Raw genomic sequence first — 14990 nt, forward strand, 5'->3', positions numbered from 1 at the left:
CGGTGACGCTCAGGCCTCGCTCATGGCCTGGACCTCGACCTGACCCTTCGCGGCGTAGTAGGCGGCGCGCGCGGCGTCCTTGCGGGCCTGCTCGGCGTAGCCGGCGTCGAGGATCTCCTGGTCGACGTGCACGCTCTCGACGTGGTTGCGGCCGTTGTACTTCTCGATGTACGCATCGAGCTCCGGCCCGGACGTCCAGGACGTGATGAGGTTGTACCGGGGCTCGGTGCCCACGTGCGTCGCCGCGTGCCACAGGCGCTGCGTGTCGATGATGAGCTGCGCCCCGGCCGGGAGGGCGATGCGCACCTCGCCCGCGGGATCGGTGCGGTTCTCACGCAGGACGAAGAAGCTGTCCTTGTCGTCGGTGAGGTTGAAGAAGCCGCGGACGACCCACCCGGTACCGTCGGGGTTCAGGCGGTTGTTGTCGTCCTGGTGCAGGTTGTAGAGCGTCTCGCCGTAGGGAGTCGGCTGCAGCTCGATGACGCGGCAGCGACCGACGTTGGCACCCGGCTCCTGCGCGCGTCGCGTGAGGTTCGGGGCCTTGGCGACCTGCGAGTCGATCCAGACGCCGTCCTTGTCGGTGCGCGGCGGCTTGTGGTTCCAGAAGCCGTTGCATTCGATCTCGCCGAATGCGCTGGCGAGCGGTGCGAAGCGGGTGTCGCCCGAGGACTTCCAGTCGTTGTACTCGAGATCGAGCCACTCCTTGGGATCGAGCTCCTGGTTGTAGCTGTCGAGGACGACGTAGCCGGTCTCTTCGAGCGCGGCGGACTTGATGTAACCCATGAGAGGATCAGCCTTTCGTAGGGGGCCAGCACGTTTTAACAGGCCCAACTTAGGCAAGCCTACCTCGGGCTCGCCGACGCGCCCGTGGCACCACGGTCGAGAATCCGCCCGCGACTAGACTCGTTGACGCAGCACTGAAGGAGCGGAAACACCACATGACGACGGCCACGAACATCGATGCGACGGCCGTCAACACCATCTCGTGGCTGTCGACGGTGGATGCCACGATCGTCGTCCCCGTGTACCAGCGCCAGTATCGGTGGGACATCGGCGGCTGCGAGCAGCTCCTCGCCGACGTGCGCGCGGTCGCCGATTCGGATCCGCAGCACATGCACTTCATCGGGTCGGTGCTGTCATCGGTGAGCGGCGGCGGGAACGAACTCGTCCTCATCGACGGGCAGCAGCGCATCACGACGCTGATGCTCCTGGTCGCCGCCCTCCACCACACCGTCCGGGCGGAGCATCCCGAGCTCGCCGCCGAACTCGCACGTGTGCTCACCGGACCGGACGGCCGCACGAAGCTCCGCCCTCACGAGGCGTGGGCCGACGTCTTCGAGAGCGTGGTCTTCGACCGTCGACCGGCCGACGGCACGCTGCGCGACTCGCGCTTCGACGACAACTACGCCTTCTTCCGCAGCAGGATCAGCCCCGCCGACGCACCGCACATCTGGCGCGGGCTCCAGAAGCTCGAGCACGTCGCGATCACCCTCGGCGCCGGAGCCAACGCGCAGCAGATCTTCGCGAGCCTCAACTCCACCGGCGAGCCCCTGCGCGACCACGAGCTCATCCACAACTACATCCTGATGGGTCTCTCGCACGCCGAGCAGCGCGAGGTCGAAGAGGAGTTCTGGATCCCGATCGAGCAGAACACCGGCGCCGCGATCGGCGCGTTCTGGCGCCACTACATGGTCATGACGACGGGACGCGAAGTCGCTGCATCCGGCGACCACGGCGTGTACGGAGAGTTCCGCGCGCGGTTCCCGCGGCTCGACCTCGCAACCCTGCGTGCGCACGCCGTCGCGTGGCGCGCATGCTCCGAGGTCTACCGCACCCTGCTCGAGCCGTCGCAGGAGACGGATGCCGCACTCCGTCGGCAGCTGCGCCACCTGTCGACCTTCGGGCGGGGCATGTATCCCCTCGCCATGCGCGCCCTCCTCGATCTGCGGGCCGGCGTCGTGGACCGGGATGCCGTCGTGCGCACGCTCGAGGATGTCCAGGCGCTGCTGCTGCGGCGTTCCGTCGCCCGCCTCCCGACGGAACGACTCGTCGCTCGACTGTGCCGCGCACGGTCGGAAGGAGAGCCGGCCCTGCGCCACGCGATCGCCCGCATCACTCCGTCCGACGAGCGCATGCGCGCCGCACTCAAGTTCGCGGAGCTCCCGCATCCCGCCTACGTCCTCGCACGCCTCGCCGATATCGACGACGCTTCGGACCTCGGCGTCGACCATGTGTTCCCGCTCTCGCCTCACGCGACGTGGTCGGGCGACGGCGTGCGCGTCTGGGCGGACTACACGGACGACGAGCAGAACAGTCACCGTGCGCTCTCGAAGACCCTGGGCAATCTGGCGCTCCTCGAAGACGACCTCGGACTTCGCGCGCTCGACCTGTCGTTCCCCGAGAAGCGCGCTGTCGCCTACGCGCGCAGCGCGATCCCCCAGACGCGGGCCCTCGCCGACGTGGAGGCGTGGAGCACGGCATCCATCTCCGCTCGCACCGCCGCCCTCACAGAGCGCTTCATCGAGGTCTGGCGCCGCCCCGACCTGGTCGGCATCGACGACGACGGCCTCACCCCGATCCTCGACGCGATCCTTCGCCGCGGATTCCCGCCCGGCTGGGAGCGCGAGTTCGCCTACACGGAGTACCGCGGCGAGCACTGGGAAGTCCCCGACGTGAAGTACCTCTTCAACCGCGTCTTCAAGCGCCTGTGGGCCGACGACCGCGACAGCGTCGTGCGCTTCAGCGCGCGCCGCGGCGGACCCGTCTACCCCGAGATGGCATGGAACGGCCAATGGGACGCGCTCGACGACGAGAACTTCCTCTACATGGGCTGGGACCTCCACTACATGCTCACGGCGGTGCAGGGAGTCCTCGACGAAGCCGGCAGCGCACCCGAGGTCTTCGTCAAGTACTCCTATATCGGCGACGCGATGTAGTTCACCTGGCCGCGCTCGGCGGGGTGCATAATGCGGCTGACCGCATGAAAGGGGGCGCGATGGCCCGCGCTGCACAACCGCCTGCCACGATCGAGCTCGCCCAGCTCCTCGACCGCGGGACGACGCGTGCCGTCGCCCTCTGGCTCGAGGTCGTGCCCGATCCGGTGGAACGCGAAGAGCAGATCGTCGCGCTCAGCCCGGAGCGCCTGCTGATGCTCGACGCCCTGCTGGATGCCGAGACCGGCGAGGAACTCGTCGCGACGCTCGATCCGCTCGCCGCAAGCGAACTGCTCCTGGGGATCGGCGTCCTCAAGGCCGGCCTCATCCTCAACGAGCTCAACACCGACCTCGCTGCCGACATCCTGCGAGAGCTCGCTCCCGACGATCGAGAGACGCTGCTGTCGGCCGTTCCCGCTGACCAGGCGCACGTGCTGCGTGACCTGCTGTCGTGGCCGGAGCACTCGAGCGCCGCCCACATGATCCCGGACGTTCTCACGGTCGAGGCGCAGTCGACGGCGGCGGCGGCGATCGACGCGGTGCGCTCGGGAGCCGCGCACCTGCGCGCCGATTCGCAGTCCGGTGGCTACGTCTACGTCGTCGACGCGGGCGGTCGTCTGGGCGGTGTCGTCGCGTTCCGCGCCCTCGTGCTCGCACCTGCCGACGCGCTGGTCGCTGAACTGATGGACGACGACGTGCTCACGGTCGCGCCGCTCGACGACCCCGAGAAGTCGGCGCGGCTGCTGCTGGATCACCGCCTTCTGGCGGTGCCCGTCGTCGACGGCGAGCGTCGCATCCTGGGCATCATCACCGCCGACGCCGCGGCCGACATCGTCGAGGAGGAGGCGACGGAGGATGCCGAGCGCCAGGGCGGTTCGCAGCCCCTCGACGTCCCCTACCTCCGCGCCTCGCCCTGGCTGCTGTGGCGCAAGCGCATCGTCTGGCTACTCGTGCTCTTCGTCGCCGAGGCGTACACCTCGAGCGTCCTGCAGGCGTTCGAGGACGAGCTCGAGGCGGTCGTCGTGCTCGCCTTCTTCATCCCGCTCCTGATCGGCACGGGCGGCAACACCGGAACGCAGATCACGTCGACGCTCGTCCGCGCGATGGCCATGGGTCAGGTCCGCCTGCGGAACATCGGACGCGTGGTCGTCAAGGAGCTCAGCACGGCCGGCCTGATCGCGGTCGCGATGGCGGGCGCCGGCCTCATCCGCGCCTTCACACTGGGGGTCGGCTGGCAGATCATGCTCGTGGTGTCCCTCTCGCTCGCGGCGATCGTGCTGTGGGCTGCGCTGATCTCGTCGATCCTGCCGCTCCTGCTGCAGAAGACGCGGGTCGATCCCGCCGTCGTGTCGGCGCCGATGATCGCGACGATCGTCGACGGCACTGGCCTGCTGATCTACTTCCTCATCGCGAAGGCGCTGCTGCCCGAGCTCGCCGGCCTCTGAGCAAAGGCTCGTTCACGTAGGACGGGCACTTGAGCACAGGTCCGATCACGTAGGGCGGGCGGGACTTGTCCCTCCCGCCACTCCACCCGCCGCTCCGCGGCGCGCGGAGCCTCGGGCGGCAGGGGCCCGCCCGCAAGCGCATTCGCGACCACACCCACCGATGTGGAGGGGCCGACCACCCTGCGGGCGGTCGGCCTCTCCACGTAGGGCGGGCGGGACTTGAACCCGCGATCGTCGGGTTATGAGCCCGCTGCCTTAACCAGCTTGGCCACCGCCCCCTGCGGTCATCGAGCCTACCGGCAGGCGACGGTGCGAGAATGCCGCTATGGATGCCGGACCCTGGATCGCCGTCGGAGTCGGCGCGCTCTCAGCCGTCGCCCTGGCGTTCGCGATCCCCGCGATGATCCGTGACACCCGTCGTCGGCAGTCCCGCGGCCGGGGGACGATGTCCGGCATCGGCTCGGGCTTCGATTCGGTCTGGCGTCCGAGCGCGGAGGACGCGCACGCTCAGTGGGAGGCTCAGATCGAGGTCCCCGCGCCCGCGCCGACCCCGGGCGACAAGGGACGGATGCAGGACGGCCGCATCACGATCGACGTCCGCGACTGAGCCGCGCGCGGCATCCCTCGCCGTCAGCGTCGTGGTGGACGATCGTCGTCGACGGGCGGATTGGGCCAGACCTTGGCGACCGCCTCGTCGAACTTCTCGGTGTTCGTCTTCGGCGCGCCCGGGGGCTTGTCGGCGCCGCTCCCCCGCGGGATCGGCACCTCCTGACTGTCGCTCACGATCTGCGGATGGTTGCGCGCGAGGTCCCAGACGCCGATCACGGCGATGACCCCCGCGACGCCGAACCCGATGTACGCCCAGAGCGGCGCGTTGGCCGCTTCGCCCAGCACCGTGAGACCGATGACGATGGCGACGATCGGGTCGATCACCGTGAGCCCTGCGATGACGAGGTCGGGCGGACCCGAGGAATACGCCGTCTGGACGAAGTAGGCGCCGACCACCGCGACGAGGATGAGCGAGACCAGGCACAGGACCGTGAGCCACTCGAAGTCGCCCGACCCGATGCGGCTCAGCACCACCTTCGCGAGCGTTGCGACGAACCCGTACATCACCCCGGCGCCGATGATGTAGAACAGCGCCTTCATGCGGTGGCGCAGCCACAGCCACAGCGCGCCGAAGACGATGAGCACGGCGAGCAGGATGAAGAGGATCGTGATGAGCTGCCCGTTGGAGACCGGCTCGTCGGTGGCGACGAGGGCGGCGATCGTCACGAAGATGAAGATGCCGCCGACGCACTCGACGATGGCCCGGATCGACCGCTTCGTCGGCTTGACGCCGCTGATGCGGGCATTCAGCAGCGTCGTGATGACGAGAGCGATCGCACCGAGGGGCTGCACGACGATGAGCGGGGCGAACGACAGGGCGCCCAACTGGCACACGATCGCCAGCCCCAGCATGATCGTGCCGACGACCCACGAAGGACGTGTGAGCAGTCGTCCGAGCTGCGCACCCGTCAGACCGCCCGAGGACGCGCCGCCCGACATCCGCTCGACTTTCGTCACTCCACGGTGCTGATACTGGGCGCCGAACGACATGAACACGGCGCCGATGAGGGCGAGCGGGATGCCGATCAGAAGCGCCGGGTTGTCGAAGACTCCGACGAGGGCGTCGCCGACGTCCCCGATGTTGTCTATCTCACCGGTCCACATCACCCCTCGACACTAACCGCAGTGCCGCTCGATAGGCTGAAGGCGTGGCCGTTCTCCCGATTCGCATCATGGGCGATCCCGTCCTGCACGCTCCCGCTTCGCCCGTCGACGAGATCACCGACGAGGTGCGCACGCTCGTCGCCGACATGTTCGAGACGATGGATCGCGCCCCCGGCGTGGGCCTCGCCGCGCCTCAGGTGGGCGTCTCGCTGCGCATCTTCACATACTCGTACGCCGCCGACGACGGCACGCCGTGGCGCGGCGTCGTCATCAACCCCGAGCTGTGGATCCGCCCTCTCGAGCCGGGCGCACCGGATCCCGACGAGGAGTCCGAGGGCTGCCTGTCGTTCCCGAGCGAGCGCTTCCCGTTGCGTCGATCCGACGAGGCGCTCATCACCGGCATCGACCTCGACGGAGCCGAGGTCCGCATCCAGGTCGACGGCTGGCGGGCCCGCATCCTGCAGCACGAATTCGACCACCTCGACGGCGTGCTCTACGTCGACCGCCTCGACGACGGCGACTGGAAGACGGTCCAGAAGATCGCGCGCAAGCGCGGCTGGGGACGGCCGGGATCGTCGTGGATGCCGGGCGTCGACGACATCGACGCGTAGCCGAGTCCGGCAGGAACGGGGAAGGCCCGGGGTGGAAGCCCGGGCCTTCATTCGAGAGCCGCGCAGATGACGCGGGATTCTCGCTCCCCGGCTTGGACTCGAACCAAGAACCTGCCGGTTAACAGCCGGCTGCTCTGCCAATTGAGCTACCGAGGAAGAGCCTCGCTCGCGCGAGGCAACTAGACCATCCTAGCAAAGCCGGAGGGGTGCTCGTGAACTCAGGCGGTGATCAGTCGCCGGTCGGCCTCGCCGCTGGGCGTCCACAGGAGGTCCGCCGTACTGCGGCCGAAGGCGACCGCATGACCGCCCCTCAGCACGAGCACATGAGCGCCGAGCTCGGATGCGACGTCGGGCTCGTTCGTCACGACGAGCGCCGACATCCCGTAGTCCCGACGACGGCGCAGGATCGCGTCGCGGGCAGCCCGGCGCACCTCGACATCCATGTTCGCGAACGGCTCATCGGCGACGAGCACTTTCGGCTGGAGCACGAGGGCGCGCGCGAGGGCGACCCGCTGGCGCATGCCCGCGCTGAGCTCGTAGGGGAACTGATTGGCGGCGCCCAGCGGAAGCATGAGCTCGTCCAGCAGGGTCGCGATCCGCACGGCGAGGGCGCGCTGGTTGACGTGCCGATCGCGACTCGTGATCGGTGCGCCGATGACATCGGCCACGGTCTGACGGGCGGGCAGCCCGGCGCCCGCGGCCTGCGGCAGGTAGCCGGTCACGTAGGTGAGGACCCGGTGGTCCCGCCCCGGTCGGCGCACCCGGATCCCCTCGACGTACGCTTCGCCCCCGACGACGCCGAGGCCGCGGTCTTCCCCCGCGAGCACGGCGGCGAGGCTCGACTTGCCCGCGCCCGTCGGACCCATCACCGCCAGCATGCCTGCGCGCGCCAGGGTGAACGACACCCCGTCCACGACCCGCGGGGTCCCCGCACGGCGATCGTGTGCGATCGACAGGTCGATTGCGCGGATCGCGACATCGGCGTCTCGTGAAGCGGCCATATCGCCATCCTGCCGGTCGACGCCCGATCGCGCCAGCGCCGGCTCTCTACTCCTCGTCGGCGAGACGGCGGCGGTCCTGGTCGAGTTCGTGAAGACGGAGGCGGATGCCGCGGCCCTCGACCGAGTCCGCGGGCACCCGCTGGATCGCGCCGAGGAGCTCCGCCTTCTCGGCCTCGATCCCCCGCAGGATGAGACGGCGCGCCAGCGATGCCGTCGAGGCGACCGCGGCGTCGTCGGTGAGCGCGGGGAAATCCGAGGCGAGGAGCTCGCCGCCCAGCCCCCGGAACGGCTCGCGCACCGCGGTGACGGCATCCATCGACCAGCCGACCTTCGTGCGGTCCGGTGCCGAAGCCACGGCCTGCCGGACGGCGTCGAGCGCGGGATGCCGCATGGGCAGCGCCAGCGCGCGGTCGATGAGCTCCGCATCGAGGCGATGCCCGAACTGCAGGAAGCCCTTCAGCGCGTCGCGCTCGAGCGCGGCATCCGGATTCTGCGGCAGCGACGCCAGCGTCACCCGCACGACCGGAGCGTCACCAGCGGCCTCGTCGGTCGGCGCGTTCGTCGACCGCTCGGGGCGTGACGAAGCGCCCCGCGCCGCGCGTTCGACCTCGCGGCGCACGTCCTCGGTGTCGAGCCCCAGTCGCCGGGCGAGGACGCGCACGTACTCCGGCTGCAGCAGGGGGTCGCGCAGCTCCGCGACGACGGGTGCCGCGGCGCGCAGCGCACCGACGCGCCCTTCGACCGACGCGAGGTCGAAACCGGTGATGCGCTGATCGATGACGAACTCGACCATGGGGACCTTCGCCTCCATCAGCGTGCGCACCGCGCCGTCGCCGCGCTGCAGGCGCAGGTCGCAGGGATCGAGACCCTCGGGTCCTGTCGCCACATAGGTCTGCGCGTTGAAGCGCTTCGCGTCGGCGAAGGCGCGCAGCGCCGCCTTCTGGCCCGCGGCATCCGGATCGAACGTGAAGACGACCTCGCCGGCGGCCGAGTCGTCTCCCATCACGCGGCGCAGCACGGTGATATGGTCCGAGCCGAAGGCCGTGCCGCACGTCGCGATGGCGGTCGTGACCCCGGCGAGGTGGCATGCCATGACGTCGGTGTAGCCCTCGACGACGACCACTCGGTGCTCGCGCGAGATGTCGCGCTTGGCGAGGTCGAGGCCGTACAGCACCTGTGCCTTCTTGTAGATCGCGGTCTCGGGGGTGTTGAGGTACTTCGGCCCGTTGTCGTCGTCGAAGAGGCGCCGGGCGCCGAAGCCGATGACCTGGCCGGTCACGTCGCGGATGGGCCAGACCACCCGGCCGCGGAAGCGGTCGTACACCCCGCGCTGGCCCTGCGAGACGAGCCCCGCCGCCGAGAGGATGTCGTCGGTGAAGCCCTTGTCGCGCAGCGCCGCGTGCATGTTGGACCACCCCTTCGGGGCGTAGCCGACCCCGAAGTGGGCAGCAGCGCCCGCATCGAACCCCCGCTCGCCGAGGAATCGGCGCGCGATATCGGCCTCGGGCGAGACGAGCTGCGCGCGGAAGTACTCGGCTGCGGCCGCGTTCGCCGCGTAGAGGCGCGCACGGCCCGTCGTCTCGGGCGCCGCTCCCCCGTCCTCGTAGTGGAGCGTGTAGCCGATCTTGCCCGCGAGTCGCTCGACCGCCTCGGTGAAGGTCACGTGGTCCATCGCACGCAGGAACGAGTACACATCGCCCGACTCGCCGCAGCCGAAGCAGTGGTAGAAACCCGCCTGCGGGCGCACGTTGAAGCTCGGGCTGCGCTCGTCGTGGAACGGGCAGAGACCCTTCATCGCGCCGACGCCGGCCGGCTTGAGCGCGACGCGCTCCCCGATGATGTCGGCGATGTTGGTGCGGGCCTTGACCTCGTCGACGTCGGCCTGCCGGATGCGTCCCGCCATCAGGTCGCCTCGCCGGTCCGCGTCGACCGGTGGGCACCGGGTGCCCAGATGCCGATGGATGCCGCATCCACCTCGCCCACGAGACGCTCGTGCCACGCGATCGCGGTCTGATCTGTGAGGCTCGCGACCTGGTCGACGACGACACGGCGGCGCGCGTCATCCGTCTGCGCGTGCTCGAAGTCCTCCGCGCTCATGGGGTCGAGCTCGGCGGGGCGATCCCACAGGGCCGACGCGAGGCGCTTGAGCACGCGCCGCTGCTCCTTGTAGAGCTGCTTGCGGCCGTCGATCGAGACGACCGCGGCGCCGATGATGCCCTTGAGCACGGCCATCTCGGCCTCGATGACCCGCGGGACGACGACGTGGGCCCGATAGCGGGTGAGGACGGCTCCCGGGTAGGCCTCGCGCGTGGCGGTCACGGCAGCGCGGGCGAAGCGGCCGATGAGGTCGGACGTGAGGTTCTTGAGCCGTGCGAGGTCGCCGCGGGTGCCGTCGAACGACACGATCCACTCGGGCATGCGCATGAGGCGGTAGAGCGCATCTGCCAGCTCGTCGCGCGCGAAGTCGAAGCCGACCCACGACTGGATCGCCGTCAGAAGGGCTTCGTGGCCTGTCGGCGCAGCGAGCCATGCCGGGTCGAGATACCCGTTGACGATCGCGTCCTCGAAGTCGTGGACGGAGTAGGCGATGTCGTCCGAGAGGTCCATGGCCTCGGCCTCGATGCAGCGGACGCGACCGGGCGCGCCCTCGCGCATCCACCGGAACACGGCCTCGTCGTCGGGATACACCCCGAACTTCAAGCGTCCGCCCGCATCGGGCAGAGGGTGCTCCGCCGTCCACGGGTACTTGCACGTCGCGTCGAGGCTCGCACGGGTGAGGTTGAGGCCGAAGGTGCGCCCGTCGTCGACGATCTTCGGCTCGAGACGGCTCAGGATGCGCAGCGACTGCGCGTTGCCCTCGAATCCGCCGATGTCCTCCGCCCACTCGTTGAGCGCGCGTTCGCCGTTGTGTCCGAAAGGCGGATGCCCGAGGTCGTGGCTCAGGCACGCCGTGTCGACCACGTCGGGCGACAGGCGCAGCGCCGTCGCGAGCTCGCGACCGACCTGAGCGACCTCGAGCGAGTGGGTGAGGCGATTGCGGGCGAAGTCCGCAGGGCTCGCGGGGCTCAGCACCTGGGTCTTGGCGGCGAGGCGTCGCAGCGCCGCGGAGTGCAGGACGCGTGCCCGGTCCCGGGCGAAGTCGTCGCGCTGCGAGCGGTGGCGCTCGCGCAGGAACCTCTCGCCGTCGTGCTCGTCGTAGCCCGCCGGACGCTCGAGGGCGTCGGCCGTCAGCGGCTCACCCGCCACTGTGGTCGAGTTCCGCTTCGGCGAGGGTGCGGGATGCCTCGGATCCCAGCTCGCGAGAGGCGAGCCAGCCATCGGGCAGCGCGGGGCGCTTGGGCGTTCCGGCGCGGCCGCGCTGGCCTTCGGCCGCCGCGCCCGGATAGGGCGCATCGAGCTGGAGGGTCGCGAGGAGCTCGTCGATCTGCGCGAGGCTCTCGACGGTGGCCAGTGCCGCACGTGTGTCGCCGCCCACGGGATAGCCCTTGAAGTACCAGGCGACATGCTTGCGGATGTCTCGGCATCCGCGATCCTCGTCCTCGAAGAACTCGACGAGCAGCTCCGCGTGCCGGCGGAATGCCTGCGCGACGAAGCCGAGCGTCGCATCGACGGGGGCGCCGGTCGCGGCCGTGGGGCCACCGAGGGCGCGCGAGAGGTCACCGAACAGCCACGGGCGGCCGAGGCATCCCCGGCCGACGACGACACCGTCGCAGCCGGTCTCGGCCATCATGCGCACGGCGTCGTCGGCCGACCAGATATCGCCGTTGCCGAGCACCGGGACGCTCGTGACTGCCTCTTTCAGCGCCGCGATCGCGGACCAGTCGGCCCGGCCCGAGTAGAACTCGGCCGCCGTCCGCGCGTGTAGCGCGACTGCCGCGACGCCGGCGTCCTCGGCGATGCGTCCCGCGTCGAGGTAGGTCAGATGATCGGAGTCGATGCCCTTGCGCATCTTGACGGTGAGCGGGATGTCGCCGGCCGCGCGCGCGGCGCGCGTCACGATCTCGCGGAACAGCTCCGTCTTCCACGGAAGCGCCGCGCCTCCGCCCTTGCGGGTGACCTTCGGCACAGGACACCCGAAGTTGAGGTCGATGTGATCGGCGCGGTCCTCTTCGACGAGCATCCGCACCGCCGCCTCCGTCGTCGCAGGATCGACGCCGTAGAGCTGGATCGATCGCGGCTTCTCGGACTCGTGGTGCGTGATCAGCCGCATCGTCGTGGCGTTTCGCTCGACGAGGGCGCGCGTCGTGATCATCTCGCTCACGTAGAGGCCCGCGCCGTACTCGCGGCACAGGCGTCGGAACGCCGTGTTGGTGATGCCGGCCATCGGCGCGAGCACCACGGGGGCGTCGAGCTCGATGGGCCCGATGCGCAGGGCGCGCGCGGGAGCGATGGCGGTGGTCACATCCGACATTCTCCCATTGCTTTCCGACCCTTCGCCGAACGCGAGGTCCTACCCTGGGAATATGACCGAGGCGACGACCACAGATGTCCGCGAAATCCCCTTCCAGACCGCCGACGGCGGCACGACGACGCTCTCAGATCTGGGCGACAAGGTATTCCTGGTCGTGAACCTCGCCTCGAAGTGCGGCCTCACCCCGCAGTACGAGCAGCTCGAGCAGCTGCAGAAGGCGTACGCCGACCGAGGCTTCAGCGTCGTCGGGTTCCCGAGCAACCAGTTCCTCCAGGAACCGGGTTCGACCGAGGAGATCCTCGACTACTGCGCGACGACGTGGGGCGTCTCGTTCCCGGTCTTCGACAAGGTGAAGGTCAACGGCCGCCACGCCGCCCCGCTCTACAAGGAGCTCAAGGACTCGGCGGACGAGACGGGCCGCGTCACCTGGAACTTCGAGAAGTTCGTCGTGCTGCCCGACGGCACCGTGCGCCGCTTCTCGCCCAAGACGAAGCCCGACGACCCGTCGATCGTGTCGGTCATCGAGGCGAACCTGCCGGCTTAGGCGTCAGCCGGCTCGCGCTGCTCGTCCCACACCTGGCGCACGATCTGCGTGAAGGCTTCGGCGGGCTGGGCGCCCGAAACGCCGTACTTGCCGTTGATCACGAAGAACGGCACGCCGTTGATGCCGTAGGCGGATGCCTGCGCCTGGTCCTCGCGGACCGCGGCGAGGAACCGCCCCGACTCGAGTGCCTCGCGCGCCGCGTCGGCGTCGAGCCCGGCGTCCGCTGCCAGCGCGACGAGCTCGTCGATCTGACCGACGTGGCGGCCATCGGTGAAGTAGGCCGACATGAGACGCTCGGCGAGCTCGAGCTGTCGACCCTGCTCCTTCGCGAAGTGGAGGAGCTCGTGCGCCTTCACCGTGTTGGTGTGCTGGAGCAGGTCGAAGCGGTACTCCAGGCCCGCATCGGCCGCGACGCCCGTCACGCGCTCGAGCATCTGCTGCGCCTGCTCGGACGAGATTCCCTTGTGCGTCGCGAGGTAGTCGGCTTCGCCGCCCTCGAAGTCCACGGGCGTGTCGGGCGAGAGCTCGAACGAGTGGTAGGTCACCTCGACGAGCGGAGCATCGGCGTCGGCGGATGCCGCGGCCAGTCCGTTCTCGAGATTGCGCTTGCCGATGTAGCACCAGGGGCAGGCGATGTCACTCCACACGTCGATCTTGATGGCATCCGTCATGTCAACCACAACGGTCGAGAGGGCGCGACGTATTCCGACTGTTCAGAGTGCGGGCGGTTCGGGTGTGTCGACGGCTCCACCGAAGCGGCGGTCGCGGTCGAGGTAGACCCCGATCGCCTGCCACAGGTCGGTGCGGCTGAAGTCGGGCCACAGCTGGTCGAGGAACACGAATTCCGCGTACGCGGATTCCCACAGGAGGAAGTTCGACGTGCGCTGCTCGCCGCTCGAGCGGATGAACAGGTCCACGTCGGGCATGTCGGGCTGGTACAGGCGTCGCGCGATGAGCTTCTCGGTGATCGCCGAGGGCCGAAGGCGCCCGGCCGCGATGTCGTCGCCGATCGACCGCATGGCGTCGACCAGCTCGACGCGGCCCCCGTAGTTGACGCACATCGTGAGGGTCAGGACGTCGTTGTCACGCGTCAGCTGCTCGGCGTACTGCAATTCTTTGATGACCGAGCCCCACAGACGGGGCTTGCGGCCCGCCCAGCGCACCCGCACTCCCCACTCGTTGAGCTGGTCGCGGCGACGATGCAGCACGTCGCGGTTGAACCCCATCAGGAAGCGCACCTCGTCGGGCGAGCGCGACCAGTTCTCGGTCGAGAAGGCGTACACCGAGAGATGCTTGACACCCGCCTGGATCGCGCCGGCCACCACATCGAGCAGCGCGGCCTCGCCCGCCTTATGCCCTTCGACGCGTGTCTGCCCGCGGCGGTTCGCCCAGCGGCCGTTGCCGTCCATGACGATGGCGACGTGGTTCGGCACCCCGCCCTTCGGGAACGCCGGCGGATACAGCCCCGTCCAGTCGAGCGGCTTGTAGGCGACGGCGTCCCTGTGCGTGAAGGGCTTGGGGGTCATCGGCCCTCTCCGTCATCTCGTGCGGCGACGTGCGCGAGCGAGCGGATCCCGCGCTCGAGGTGCCACTGGGCGTACGCCGCGATGAGTCCCGACGCGGCGGCGGTGGATGCCGGGGCCGCGGCATCCACGTCATCCCAGTCCCCCGACATCAGGGATTGCAGGAGCGAGACCGTCAGCGGCGCGACCCGCGGGGCGCCGGTCGGCGCGCACTCCGCGCAGATCATGCCGCCGAGCTGGGCGACGAAGCTGTCATGCGGTCCGGGCCTGCCGCACCGGGCGCACTCCCCCAAGCCGGGCGCCCAGCCGCTGAGCGCCATCGCCCGCAGAAGATAGCTGTCGAGCACGCTGCGCGACGCGTGGGCACCCTGCGCGAGCGCGCGGAGTCCGCCGACAAGCAGCAGATACTGCTGCGGCGTCGCCTCGGCCTCGTTGAGCCGATCGGCCGCCTCGACCATCGCGTGCGCGGAGGTGTAGCGGTCGTAGTGGATCGCGATGTCGGCTCCGTACGCGCCGAGCGACTCGGCCTGCTGCACGATGTCGAGCGACCGACCCTTGTAGAGCAGCACGTCGGCGACCATGAAGGGCTCGAGCCGCGACCCGAACCGCGACGAGGTGCGCCGCACCCCCTTCGCGACCGCGCGGAGCTTGCCGTTCCGGCGGCTCAGCATCGTCAGGATGCGATCTGCTTCACCCAGTTTGTGGGTGCGCAGGATCACGACCTCGTCGCGGAAAGTGGGCACCCCTCCATTATCGCGGCAGGGTGGGACGCGAGGCGGGATGCCGCGGCCCGGCGTGGTGCGCCGGCC

The 14990-nt window shown here is 69.7% G+C and carries 14 protein-coding genes and 2 tRNA genes; 5 read left to right on the forward strand and 11 right to left on the reverse strand.

Going from position 1 to position 14990, the window contains the following annotated elements; all coding sequences use genetic code 11:
- Positions 1-9: 9 nt before the first annotated feature.
- Positions 10-783, reverse strand: coding sequence for a hypothetical protein (locus tag ACTIFV_RS16725; RefSeq protein WP_439593937.1), 774 nt, complete (start codon positions 781-783; stop codon positions 10-12).
- 155 nt (positions 784-938) lie between these two features.
- Between ACTIFV_RS16725 and ACTIFV_RS16730 the strand changes: the two genes are divergently transcribed.
- Both ACTIFV_RS16730 and mgtE read left to right on the forward strand, forming a co-directional pair.
- A complete protein-coding gene (locus ACTIFV_RS16730; RefSeq protein WP_439593938.1) occupies positions 939-2936 on the forward strand; it encodes a DUF262 domain-containing protein in 1998 nt (665 codons plus the stop codon).
- Between the two features lie 59 nt (positions 2937-2995).
- Entirely contained in the window at positions 2996-4378 is a 1383-nt protein-coding gene (mgtE, locus tag ACTIFV_RS16735) for a magnesium transporter (RefSeq protein ID WP_439593939.1), read from the forward strand.
- A 204-nt stretch (positions 4379-4582) separates the two neighbouring features.
- Here mgtE and ACTIFV_RS16740 read toward each other — a convergent pair.
- A tRNA-Ile gene (locus ACTIFV_RS16740) sits at positions 4583-4656 on the reverse strand.
- Between the two features lie 47 nt (positions 4657-4703).
- Here ACTIFV_RS16740 and ACTIFV_RS16745 point away from each other — a divergent pair.
- On the forward strand, positions 4704-4985 hold the full coding sequence (locus ACTIFV_RS16745; RefSeq protein WP_439593940.1) for a hypothetical protein: 282 nt from the start codon (positions 4704-4706) through the stop codon (positions 4983-4985).
- 23 nt (positions 4986-5008) lie between these two features.
- Here ACTIFV_RS16745 and ACTIFV_RS16750 read toward each other — a convergent pair whose 3' ends face one another.
- Positions 5009-6091 (reverse strand): DMT family transporter, encoded by a 1083-nt coding sequence (locus ACTIFV_RS16750; RefSeq protein WP_439593991.1) that lies wholly within the window; start codon positions 6089-6091, stop codon positions 5009-5011.
- A gap of 44 nt (positions 6092-6135) precedes the next feature.
- Here ACTIFV_RS16750 and def point away from each other — a divergent pair, with 44 nt between their 5' ends.
- On the forward strand, positions 6136-6702 hold the full coding sequence (gene def, locus ACTIFV_RS16755) for a peptide deformylase (RefSeq protein ID WP_439593941.1): 567 nt from the start codon (positions 6136-6138) through the stop codon (positions 6700-6702).
- A gap of 83 nt (positions 6703-6785) precedes the next feature.
- On the opposite strand, the gene ACTIFV_RS16760 is transcribed toward def, so the two are convergent.
- From ACTIFV_RS16760 to dusB, 5 genes are all read right to left on the reverse strand, one after another.
- Positions 6786-6858 (reverse strand) — tRNA-Asn (locus ACTIFV_RS16760).
- 62 nt (positions 6859-6920) lie between these two features.
- Positions 6921-7703 (reverse strand): ATP-binding cassette domain-containing protein, encoded by a 783-nt coding sequence (locus ACTIFV_RS16765; RefSeq protein ID WP_439593942.1) that lies wholly within the window; start codon positions 7701-7703, stop codon positions 6921-6923.
- Positions 7704-7749: 46 nt separating this feature from the next.
- Positions 7750-9606, reverse strand: coding sequence for a DNA primase (dnaG, locus tag ACTIFV_RS16770; RefSeq protein ID WP_439593943.1), 1857 nt, complete (start codon positions 9604-9606; stop codon positions 7750-7752).
- Positions 9606-10949 (reverse strand): deoxyguanosinetriphosphate triphosphohydrolase, encoded by a 1344-nt coding sequence (locus tag ACTIFV_RS16775; RefSeq protein ID WP_439593944.1) that lies wholly within the window; start codon positions 10947-10949, stop codon positions 9606-9608. The genes dnaG and ACTIFV_RS16775 overlap by 1 nt, the downstream gene beginning before the upstream one ends.
- The gene (dusB, locus tag ACTIFV_RS16780; protein WP_439593945.1) at positions 10939-12114 is read right to left on the reverse strand and encodes a tRNA dihydrouridine synthase DusB; all 1176 of its coding nucleotides are present in this window, start codon (positions 12112-12114) and stop codon (positions 10939-10941) included. Before dusB ends, ACTIFV_RS16775 begins: the two co-directional genes overlap by 11 nt.
- A 52-nt stretch (positions 12115-12166) precedes the next feature.
- Between dusB and ACTIFV_RS16785 the strand changes: the two genes are divergently transcribed.
- Positions 12167-12658 carry a glutathione peroxidase gene (locus ACTIFV_RS16785; RefSeq protein ID WP_439593946.1) on the forward strand — a complete coding sequence of 164 codons (492 nt, stop codon included), beginning with the start codon at positions 12167-12169 and terminating at the stop codon, positions 12656-12658.
- Here ACTIFV_RS16785 and ACTIFV_RS16790 read toward each other — a convergent pair.
- From ACTIFV_RS16790 to recO, 3 genes are read right to left on the reverse strand one after another with little or no spacing between them, the layout of a single operon-like run.
- On the reverse strand, positions 12655-13329 hold the full coding sequence (locus tag ACTIFV_RS16790) for a DsbA family oxidoreductase (protein WP_439593947.1): 675 nt from the start codon (positions 13327-13329) through the stop codon (positions 12655-12657). The two genes, ACTIFV_RS16785 and ACTIFV_RS16790, sit on opposite strands and share 4 nt — an antisense overlap.
- Before the next feature lie 42 nt (positions 13330-13371).
- On the reverse strand, positions 13372-14184 hold the full coding sequence (locus ACTIFV_RS16795) for an isoprenyl transferase (RefSeq protein ID WP_439593948.1): 813 nt from the start codon (positions 14182-14184) through the stop codon (positions 13372-13374).
- Positions 14181-14924 (reverse strand): DNA repair protein RecO, encoded by a 744-nt coding sequence (gene recO, locus ACTIFV_RS16800; protein ID WP_439593949.1) that lies wholly within the window; start codon positions 14922-14924, stop codon positions 14181-14183. Before recO ends, ACTIFV_RS16795 begins: the two co-directional genes overlap by 4 nt.
- Positions 14925-14990: the final 66 nt, after the last annotated feature.

It is taken from the genome of Microbacterium sp. (assembly GCF_051860965.1).
Lineage (GTDB): Bacteria > Actinomycetota > Actinomycetes > Actinomycetales > Microbacteriaceae > Microbacterium.

Coding starts and splice junctions, on each gene's coding strand:
- ACTIFV_RS16725 (WP_439593937.1), bottom strand. CDS start 783: ATGGGTTACATCAAGTCCGCCGCGCTCGAAGAGACCGGCTACGTCGTC.
- ACTIFV_RS16730 (WP_439593938.1), top strand. CDS start 939: ATGACGACGGCCACGAACATCGATGCGACGGCCGTCAACACCATCTCG.
- mgtE (WP_439593939.1), top strand. CDS start 2,996: ATGGCCCGCGCTGCACAACCGCCTGCCACGATCGAGCTCGCCCAGCTC.
- ACTIFV_RS16745 (WP_439593940.1), top strand. CDS start 4,704: ATGGATGCCGGACCCTGGATCGCCGTCGGAGTCGGCGCGCTCTCAGCC.
- ACTIFV_RS16750 (WP_439593991.1), bottom strand. CDS start 6,091: ATGTGGACCGGTGAGATAGACAACATCGGGGACGTCGGCGACGCCCTC.
- ACTIFV_RS16765 (WP_439593942.1), bottom strand. CDS start 7,703: ATGGCCGCTTCACGAGACGCCGATGTCGCGATCCGCGCAATCGACCTG.
- dnaG (WP_439593943.1), bottom strand. CDS start 9,606: ATGGCGGGACGCATCCGGCAGGCCGACGTCGACGAGGTCAAGGCCCGC.
- dusB (WP_439593945.1), bottom strand. CDS start 12,114: ATGTCGGATGTGACCACCGCCATCGCTCCCGCGCGCGCCCTGCGCATC.
- ACTIFV_RS16785 (WP_439593946.1), top strand. CDS start 12,167: ATGACCGAGGCGACGACCACAGATGTCCGCGAAATCCCCTTCCAGACC.
- ACTIFV_RS16790 (WP_439593947.1), bottom strand. CDS start 13,329: ATGACGGATGCCATCAAGATCGACGTGTGGAGTGACATCGCCTGCCCC.
- ACTIFV_RS16795 (WP_439593948.1), bottom strand. CDS start 14,184: ATGACCCCCAAGCCCTTCACGCACAGGGACGCCGTCGCCTACAAGCCG.